Source organism: Indolivaga macrotermitis (genome assembly GCF_900128985.1).
Classification (GTDB): domain Bacteria; phylum Bacteroidota; class Bacteroidia; order Bacteroidales; family Dysgonomonadaceae; genus Dysgonomonas_A; species Dysgonomonas_A macrotermitis.
Window position 1 is genome coordinate 1 of the sequence record NZ_FQUC01000029.1, and the last position, 9,127, is coordinate 9,127.

Annotated in this window: 9 protein-coding genes; 1 reads left to right on the forward strand and 8 read right to left on the reverse strand. The window is 38.4% G+C overall.

Going from position 1 to position 9,127, the window contains the following annotated elements; all coding sequences use genetic code 11:
- A partial coding sequence (locus BUC12_RS19360) for a hypothetical protein (RefSeq protein WP_221407225.1) occupies positions 1–239 on the reverse strand: 239 nt, incomplete at its 3' end.
- Positions 240–561: 322 nt separating this feature from the next.
- Here BUC12_RS19360 and BUC12_RS20220 point away from each other — a divergent pair.
- On the forward strand, positions 562–699 hold the full coding sequence (locus BUC12_RS20220) for a hypothetical protein (RefSeq protein ID WP_157257609.1): 138 nt from the start codon (positions 562–564) through the stop codon (positions 697–699).
- Positions 700–1,046: 347 nt separating this feature from the next.
- Here the strand turns inward: BUC12_RS20220 and BUC12_RS19365 are convergent, their stop codons facing one another.
- From BUC12_RS19365 to BUC12_RS19395, 7 genes are all read right to left on the reverse strand, one after another.
- On the reverse strand, positions 1,047–1,931 hold the full coding sequence (locus tag BUC12_RS19365; RefSeq protein ID WP_062185157.1) for a hypothetical protein: 885 nt from the start codon (positions 1,929–1,931) through the stop codon (positions 1,047–1,049).
- Positions 1,932–1,943: 12 nt separating this feature from the next.
- Positions 1,944–2,900, reverse strand: coding sequence for a hypothetical protein (locus BUC12_RS19370; protein WP_139262132.1), 957 nt, complete (start codon positions 2,898–2,900; stop codon positions 1,944–1,946).
- Between the two features lie 56 nt (positions 2,901–2,956).
- On the reverse strand, positions 2,957–3,856 hold the full coding sequence (locus tag BUC12_RS19375) for a hypothetical protein (protein WP_062185165.1): 900 nt from the start codon (positions 3,854–3,856) through the stop codon (positions 2,957–2,959).
- A gap of 689 nt (positions 3,857–4,545) precedes the next feature.
- Positions 4,546–6,198: a peptide MFS transporter gene (locus tag BUC12_RS19380; RefSeq protein WP_062185168.1), complete on the reverse strand. Its 1,653-nt coding sequence runs from the start codon at positions 6,196–6,198 to the stop codon at positions 4,546–4,548.
- 188 nt (positions 6,199–6,386) lie between these two features.
- Positions 6,387–7,115: a hypothetical protein gene (locus tag BUC12_RS19385; RefSeq protein WP_062185172.1), complete on the reverse strand. Its 729-nt coding sequence runs from the start codon at positions 7,113–7,115 to the stop codon at positions 6,387–6,389.
- Positions 7,116–7,467: 352 nt separating this feature from the next.
- Positions 7,468–8,301 carry a hypothetical protein gene (locus BUC12_RS19390; protein WP_062185175.1) on the reverse strand — a complete coding sequence of 278 codons (834 nt, stop codon included), beginning with the start codon at positions 8,299–8,301 and terminating at the stop codon, positions 7,468–7,470.
- A gap of 20 nt (positions 8,302–8,321) precedes the next feature.
- Positions 8,322–9,127, reverse strand: an 806-nt coding sequence (locus tag BUC12_RS19395; protein WP_221407226.1) for a hypothetical protein, incomplete at its 5' end; no start/stop codon positions are given.

Sequence of the window (9,127 nt, forward strand, 5' to 3'; positions counted from 1 at the left end):
GACCCCGCATTCTGCGCAATACAACGCAAAGTCGTATCATACACCAATAAACCCTCCGCCGGAGCAACAATCGCCGATTTCTGCACAGTCGTCATTCTCGGAAGCAAAATTCCTTTTTCCGTACTGACAATATCCATAGCTGCAGAAGCATTGGGTGTACTTGTGTTTATACCCACCTGAGCCCGTAAAGCCACCATGCCCGAAAAGCACAGCAAAATCATAAAAAAATACTTTTTCATTGTTATTTTGGTTTGAGTTGTTGGGGTCAGAGACCCTTTTGTTGTTTTTAAGGTCGCAGACCTACTTGTTGTTTTTATAAAAAGTTGTTGATTTAGAATGTGGTGCTTGTAGGGGCAGGGCTCTGCTCTGCCCGATAATGTGTACTTTATCGCAAAGCGCACAAAGAAGGCACAAAGCGCACTATCTTGTATTTCAGGATAATGAGTAAAGCAGAACCTTACCCCTACAGTATATCTTTGTATAAAACCTTTGTATCTTAGTACCTTTGCGTTTAAAAGACTATTGACGAGCTTGTTTTTTCTTGAATAATAAAGCAGCAAAGTGCATACACTGCACCCTGCTGCATGGATTAGTTGGCCCAAGCATAACCTGTTATCCGAAGAAGTATTCGAACGACAACAAAACAACAATGATCCTACCGGACACAGCCTGCCCGGCCAACTTAATATTTGGAAATGAATATATACAACAAAGCAAACGAAGACATAAAAAAATGTCCCGTTATTTTGACACAATAAGAAAATTTGTTTAGTTAACGCCCTGTTATGCGTCTCTCTCTCTCTCTCTCTCTCTCTCTCTCTCTCTCTCTCTCTCTCTCTCTCTCTCTAATATTTCATCACACAAAGACAAATCTAAACTGTTAAAATTTAGAGGATTGCTGATGTTTTTATGTGTGAAATTATTGGTCATTCCTTTTTGGTAAAGGGTTGTTTGATGGGGCAAATATAGCAAATATTTTACTTACACAAAATAAAATGCCAGCTACATGCTTGCTGGCATTTAAAAAAGTATTGGATATTTCTATTTTATAATTTCCAGAATACCATATAACTCCTTATTAAATCTGTGCTACCTGGAGATGAACTTTTAAGAGTCCATGTACGATTATTTGTATCTTCATGACAAATGTAGATTTTAACTTCATCATCTTTCGTGAAATTGGCATTCAAAAAAACAGAAGCCGTTTGGGGAGCATTATTGTTAGGTTTTAGTGCAATGGTATAAGAATCCAGTACGGAATGAAGTGTTGCATTGACCAAAAATACATAATAATAAGCGTACTCTGAGCTGCCGGATGAGACAGTACCAGATAGGTGCATATTAAATGAGTATGCTCCGTCTTCCAGAATCTTGATAGTTCCATTATCTGTACTGATGAAATTAAGTTCAGTTCCGGCAGAATATAATTCAGCCGAAAGTTGTGTCTGAGTGATAGGTCTTGTAACAACATCCGGTGCCTGAAGATTAAGTAAGTTCATAAATGAACCGGCATAAATATTGGTTGTCATTTTTGCCCATTCATTATCAAGAAAAAAGTATACTCCATCATCAATCGAAGAGTCTTTGTTATATACAGTAAGTCCGTTTGACGGGCTTGGCACAGTTGTCAGGTCAAGTCCTGAAGTCAGGTTTACAATATTTAAACCGAGAGCCTTGTTCGTTGCATTTAAGCTCAGTTGAGCACTATTATATGGAGTGCCTCCAATTCCCAGAATAGCTTCATTTAATGTTGAAACATTGAAGATGACATCGTTTTCTAACTGTACGGAAGTCGGGATAGTAGATGTATTGTCTCCATCTCCGTCTATCAGGAGTTTACCTATCGAATATCTGCTGTTTATTGATACCTGAGAAGTGGCGAAAAAGGGATAGACAAGAAGTATCGTTAATATAACTAATAACTTATTCATATATATCGTGTTTTATAATTTCCAAAAAACGAGGCTTACTCTGGCAGCAGCCTTTACTGAAGGGTCGGATGAATCTTGTATACGAATATTCAGAGGACAGTCGTCGAATTCGGGAGACAATCCTCTGCCTATATATAATTCGACCTCTTCGTCTTTATCCAGGGTTGTTCCCATAACAAGGCGGTATGAGTAATATCTTCTTGTTCTCTGGTTAAACGGAAATGTAATCAGGGCTTTATCTAATACTTTATTCTTGGTTTTAGAGGTTAAGAATATATGTAAAACAGCTTGATTATCATATATTATTGAAGGAATAGAAATATTATTATTAAATGTCGAAAAAAAGTATAGTCGTAAAGCGAAAACATAAGTTCCGTCAGTGGGTGCAATTATCTGAGATGTTTCTGTATTTACAAATGCCAGTTTTGTAGCGCCTGAATATATATTGGATGAGGCATCAGCAAGACTGATTGCCGGTATTTCGGCTGTATCGGATACACCATTGGGTATCGAGAATTCATTTTTCAGATTAGGATCTTTCACCGCTTTTTGTATTTTTCTCCATTTAATTCCATCGAAATAATACCATCCGATTTCTACTTCTTCTGAGGCTATGGCAACAGTGTTGTATACGACCATCCCTGCTCGAGGGTCAGGAACAGTTATGATATCAGTTAGGGAGGTTAGTCGTACCTCATTCATTTTTAAGGCATGGTTGTTTGAACCTAGATCCACTTGTGCATTCTCAGCTGCTTTTTTACCCAATCCCAAGCTTATACTACCTGCATTATCAAGTGCGGCTACCATGTCGTCAACCAACTCAGATGGTACATTGTTTGTGTTGTTGCTCAGTCCGTCAATATGTAATAATGCATTGGATATCGGATAATTGGTGTTAATACCTATCTGTGCCCACAATAAACCGCACGAAAGCCAAAGAGTACAAATGGTAAAGTATATGTATTTCATTTTTGTTGTTTTAAGTAAATTAAGTATAGTAATAGAACCTATTTGGTTGATAACTATTATAATTTCCAATAACTGAGTGATGTTTTGTTATATCGGGCAGTAGTAGAACTAGTGCCACCGAATAAAGTCCAAGGGAAATCGGTTCCATTATTATGGCAAATTAAGAAATCGAGTTCATCGCCGTTTTTCAGCTCGGAAGCAAGAATTGCTGTTGCCGATTGTTTAAAATAAGGAGGGTTATACATTGAGAGTGTTCCAAGAGCAGCAGCATCCATTATTGTCATGTCCGATTTACGCATCAGAAATAAATAGAGATGGGATTGGGATGTTTCGGGAACATCGACCGAACCTATAAGGTTGAGAGCAAAGGCATATGTTCCGTCTTCGGTTATTTTTATTCCCGGTGTTGAGGATCCGAGCGGGGCGAAAGGGATAGATACTCCGTCATAACCTCCGGCGGCTATGTGGGTTGCGTTGGAAGGAGTAGTAATTACATTTTCTAATGACACGGCGATATTCACTATATTAGTTTGTTTTGTATAAGCCATTTGCTCCCATTGATTAGTTGTCCCGTTAAAAAGACAAATTCCCCGTGCAAGATCATCATTATCTCGGGTATTGAATACAAGCATTCCTTGTTTGGGCGTAAGAACTGTGCTAAGGTCGTTGGGGCCAGTAAGGGCAACAGAGTTGAGAGATAGGCCTTTACTGGGCGATGCAAGGTCAACCGAAGCTCCTTCTGCAGGAATAGTACCTATACCCATACCTATCCCGCCTGATCCATCTGCCTGTACTACAATATCATCAATTAATTGCCCTACAGAAGGGCTTGTTGTTGTATTGGCTTTCCCATCAATATGGAAGACCGACAAAGGAGTTTGGGTATTTATTCCCACTTGAGCATTGAGCAGCCCTAATGAGAATACCCCCATTAGTAAAAGATTTTTTTTCTTCATTGTTGTTTCTGTTTGAGTTTTTAGAGTCACAGACTCGTTTGTTGTTTTTATTAAGAGTGATTGTTTCTTTATCTGTATCTTGTAGGGGCAGGGCTCTGCCGATAATATCTTTTTGGGGATAAAGCAGAGCCTTACTCGTACATGTCTTTGAATACTGCCTTTAACCCCTTTGTATCTTTGTGTCTTTGTGTTAAAGTCTTTAACTGTTAGAAAATAAAGCAGCAAAGTGCATACACTGCACCCTGCTGCATAGATCAGTTGGCCAAAGCATAAGCTGTAATCCGAAGAAGTATTCGAACGACAACAAAACAACAATGATTCTACCGGACACAGTCTGCCCAGCCAACTTATAATTAGGAAATGGATATATAATACAGCAAAGTAAACGAAGACATAAAAAAATGCCCCGTTATTTTGACACAATAGAATTTTTTGTTTAGTTAACGCCCTGTGATGCGTCTCTCTCTCTCTCTCTCTCTCTCTCTCTCTAATATTTCAGCACACAAAGCCAAATCTAAACTGTTAAAATTTAGGGGATTGTTTATGTTTTTATGTGTGAAAATATCGATCATTCCTTATTTGTAAAGGGTTGTTTGGTGTGGCAAATATAATGAATGTTTTGGTTTTTGCAAAAATAAACAAAGCAAGTGAAGAGCCGGTTTATATAATGTTACCGGCTCTTTACATATTTATGAATGCTGATTAATGATATTCTTAAGCCATTTTACCAGAAACATGATAGCAATGGCGGCGATTACACAGGCAATGAAGTTCATCAGGAAGTAATATGATTTATTATCAAACATATCCCACATTCCGGCGACCATTCCGCTGAGTTTATTACCGATGGATGTCGACAAGAACCAGCCTCCCATCATAAATGATGTAATTTCTTTTGGACTAACTTTCGATACAAGGGACAATCCTATCGGGCTGATCAGAAGTTCGCCTACGGTAATAACTCCGTATGTTCCTATCAACCATAGGGCTGAGGCTTTGTCCGTATAAATATCTGTATACAGAACAGAGGCAGCCATAACGAGTGACGAAAGCCCTGTTATTAGCAATCCCCATCCCATTTTGGCAGGAGTGGAAGGCTCTTTTCCTTTTATTTTTAACCGGGAGAAAAGTCCTAATACCAAAGGGGTGAGCAACACAATAAAAAAGGGATTTACCGATTGGAATATTTCGGTAGAAATAAGACTGACAGTTTCCCCTTCTTGCGGAAGTTTATCTTTAGGCTGGTTTATGAAATAATTAGGATAATCATATGCTTTTATAACATTGTGATGTTCATCTACTGCCGTACGGAGTTTTTCGTCGACCATAGGTACAGAATCTTTTTCGTATTTGAGGATTTGCACCATGCCTACCGGTTTCAGGTAAGTCGTATCAGACTGGGGTATTGCTCTTTCTGTATAACTCTCGGCAAAAGTGGTAAGTGCGGTTGCATTTTGTTTAAATACAGCCCAAAATACAACCATGATGAGAAATATACTGAGTAAAGCTTTTATCTGTGCCCGTTCTTCTAATTTGGATCTGAATAATAATGATGCGTAAAAGATAATAACAGGAATACAGCCGAATAAAAAGGCGTCATTCGAATCAGACCCGAAAATATTTCCCGGAATTATCCATGCTAATCCTCCGAAAATAATGGCGGGGAGAAAAACATAGAGTAATACTTTTTTTATATCGGAGTTAGAGTCTGATGTTTTCTTGATAATATCCGCTTCCTTTATATGACGTGTACCGATAAGGAAAATAACTAACCCGACGAGCATACCGATACCGGCGGCAAGGAATGCATATCCCCATCCGTAATTATTTCTCATATAGGCAGCTACGAAGTTGCAGACGAATGCTCCGACATTGATTCCCATATAAAATATGCTGTAACCCGAATCTTTTTTCGACTTGTATTTTTCGTCAGAATAGAGGTTTCCGAGTAGGGTAGAGATATTTGGTTTGAAAAATCCGTTGCCGACTATGATAAGAAGTATAGATACCCATAAAATAGATTCGCTGGGCAATGCGAGTAGGCTGTATCCGGCAGCCATCAGTATTCCGCCTATGATAATAGAGACCCGGTAACCTAATAATTTATCGGCAATAAGCCCTCCGAGAAATGGTGTGAGGTATACCAGTCCGAGATAAGTACCTACTATATCGCTGGCTTTTGCAGGACTGAATCCCATTCCTTTTCCATCTTTGAGGTATAACAGGAAAATTCCGAGCATGAGATAATATCCGAACCGTTCCCACATTTCGGTGAGAAACAGGTATTTTAAACCTTTAGGATGAGGTACTTTCGTTTCAGGAGGAGATAAGTTGTCTGTCATATTTATTTTATGTTTTGATAGTACCTCGTAAATTTAGCGGATATTTTTCACTTTTCCGGTATCTTTAATTCCGGCAATGTCAAAAAATGGTTATGTTATATTGCTGCTATTATCTGAATAAAAAAGGATACAACCGAAAGTCGTATCCTTTAACAGATTAGTATTAATTAGAAATATTTGTGCGGTTTTTACCTAACTTGGTTAATTGTGAAATAAGTACTTGTACCACCCACCAGGGTTACGGAAACCAGTGGAACTTTAGCTCCGAAGATAATACTGTCTCCGGCATTGAGTTGTACTAAAGTCTGGGTTTTACGGGTGGGAGGAGACACATCTAAGTTTATTGTTAGAACAGATACATTTACACTTAAAAATGTCTCCTCGGCAATCAGCGTAAAGGCTGTTGCTCCTGAATTTCTTTTGAAAATGCCGACTCCAACTTCCGAAGCCGAGACAACAGACGATGTTTTGAATTGAACAAAGATTTCATACAGACCTGTGACAGGCGCAGTGAATTCGTAAGTACTTGTATTGTAATCTCCATTAGGACGTGTAGTTGCATTTGTGTTATAGTCAAAATTTTCTACAGGCATTGCTATTTTAAACCAACCGGTAGTTAGTATATCCGTTGTTAATGAGATAAGGTTGATCGTTGTAGAGCTTGTACCTCTGACAAATGATCTTAAATTGGATGCACCGGACATCAGATTTGCCATCGTATTTTGCGAAACTACATTATTAGTGCCCAATACCAAAACATTTTGTGAGGTTGTGTTAGTAGGTACGGTGACTATCCTCAGGTCTCCATTAATGTCAAGTGCTGTAATGGGAGCCTCTGTATTTATTCCTACTTGGCTATATGCTGATAGTGTGATAGACATGAACGCAATGAGCGCAGAAAACAGTCCTTTTTTCATGAGTTTGTATTAATGAATAGTTCTTTATAAGTTTGTTTGGTTATTTGTTTCATCATAAACGAATATGGGATTTAAAAAGTTTTTTGTTTTAACTAAAAAAATTGATTATCAAAGGTTAATGTTTGTGAATTAATAAAATATAATACCTGAGGTAAATAGCAGAGTTATTATGTATGATGTGTAAGATGTTGATATATAGTGGTTTGTAGTGTTTGCTGTTGAGGGCTGTTTATAAATGATAGTTTTGTATATCAGAATATTATAAAATATATCTATTGTAAAAAAAGCGTCTTATTTTACCTGTATATTGTTATAGCTTCCGGTAACTTTTATAGTTATATAGTATTAGTATTTATATATTGTAAATAGTGATAATACAAGGTTCGGCATTAGTTACAGTAAATGTTCCGTTGGCACCAGTGGTGGAAGAAAAATAAACAACTATACTAAACCGGATATATAAATAGTCAGTCGGATAACAATATCCCGCATATAGAGTTGAGGGGAAAGTCATATAGTCTCCCGTCTTTTGAGTAATAGTCATATAATGTTCGATCGCATCCACTTGTTCAGCCGTATTGGTGAGTGTGTTATACTTGTATAAATAGAGATATATACTGGCTTGTGACGGTGGATTTGCTGTGAATCCTAAAGATGCTTCTCCCATTATATCTAAAGTAACCAGATAACGCCCTTCGGTAGGTATTAATATGTCAGTATCATTTGATAATGAAAGCGAACCGTCCAACTTGGTTAGACTAATAGTGGTGGCACCGGGAGTAAACACAGTTGGTTTAACCTGAAATTGAGCCTGTTGCCCTAAAGACGGATTGGCTTCCCATTTAACGGTTTGCCCGTCGTTCTGCAGAGCCAGTATCGAAGGGCCTCCGTATCCGGGAGTCAGCTTTAAGCCGTATTCGTCTCCGCTTACAATCTTACTATGTTCGATATGCAGCTTTGCCTGAGGAGTGATAGTCCCCAAACCCATTCTTCCGTTAGTGTCGATAGTTATATCATTCTGTTGCTGAGTTACAGTTACGACAGAAGCTCCGTTTTGCGGATTATCTTTAGCCGCATCAATGTGGAACAATGTTCTTGGAAAATCGGTCTGTATCCCTATTTGGCTATGTATATTTAGGCTAAAGATAAGACTGGATATTAAAGTTATGTATTTTATGTAATGCATAAGTTTTTGGAATAAAAAAGTTATAATTGATAAAAGATAACAGATCCCATATTAAAAGCCTCAGTATTATAACTGCTATAGGGGTTATTATAGTCGAGTAACATATATAAAGCAGAAGAGTCTGCATCGGCATTACCCAGAAATGTAATACGGATATACAGCGAATCATTTTTTAATATGTTGGTAGCTATCAGAGATACATATAAAGTTGTGTAATCGAAAATCTGCATAAATGGTTTGGTATCTACCGTTTGGCAAACCACATCAGCTACACCTGTTCTGCTCCTGACCAGTTCGTAACGGACATTCACCTGTCTCGATCGCTGGGTGCTATTGTCGGTTTGCAACATCCCAGTTTTCATCAGCATTAGATTACAGCGAAGCATAAAGGCGTAAGATGCGTCGTTTGATATGGCAATAGCATTTCCCGTTGAATTTAGAGGAAATATAAGAGCCGTTCCATTCGAGAAAGTATATGTCCCCTGAGCTAAGTTCAGGATATATCCTCCCATTCCTTTCGTAATTCCCCACCATACATTGCCATCTGCATCGCCAAGCAGAATCTTATTCTCACCCTGAGTACCGTCTGCTAACCGGAAAGCTTCTCCGGCTACAGACGATTTCAAATGCAGGCGGGCGGTTGGATTAAGAGTGCCTATGCCTACATTTCCTGTATTATCGATCAGTATATCATTGGTTGATTGCGCAGCTGTGATTGTGCCCGATACGGCATTGTCTCCTGCTGCATCCATATGAAAAACACCCTGTGTATTCTGAGTATTGATCCCCACCTGTGCTTTAATATAGAACATTCCCGATAACAAGA

Coding starts and splice junctions, on each gene's coding strand:
- BUC12_RS19365 (WP_062185157.1), bottom strand. CDS start 1,931: ATGAATAAGTTATTAGTTATATTAACGATACTTCTTGTCTATCCCTTT.
- BUC12_RS19370 (WP_139262132.1), bottom strand. CDS start 2,900: ATGAAATACATATACTTTACCATTTGTACTCTTTGGCTTTCGTGCGGT.
- BUC12_RS19375 (WP_062185165.1), bottom strand. CDS start 3,856: ATGAAGAAAAAAAATCTTTTACTAATGGGGGTATTCTCATTAGGGCTG.
- BUC12_RS19380 (WP_062185168.1), bottom strand. CDS start 6,198: ATGACAGACAACTTATCTCCTCCTGAAACGAAAGTACCTCATCCTAAA.
- BUC12_RS19385 (WP_062185172.1), bottom strand. CDS start 7,115: ATGAAAAAAGGACTGTTTTCTGCGCTCATTGCGTTCATGTCTATCACA.
- BUC12_RS19390 (WP_062185175.1), bottom strand. CDS start 8,301: ATGCATTACATAAAATACATAACTTTAATATCCAGTCTTATCTTTAGC.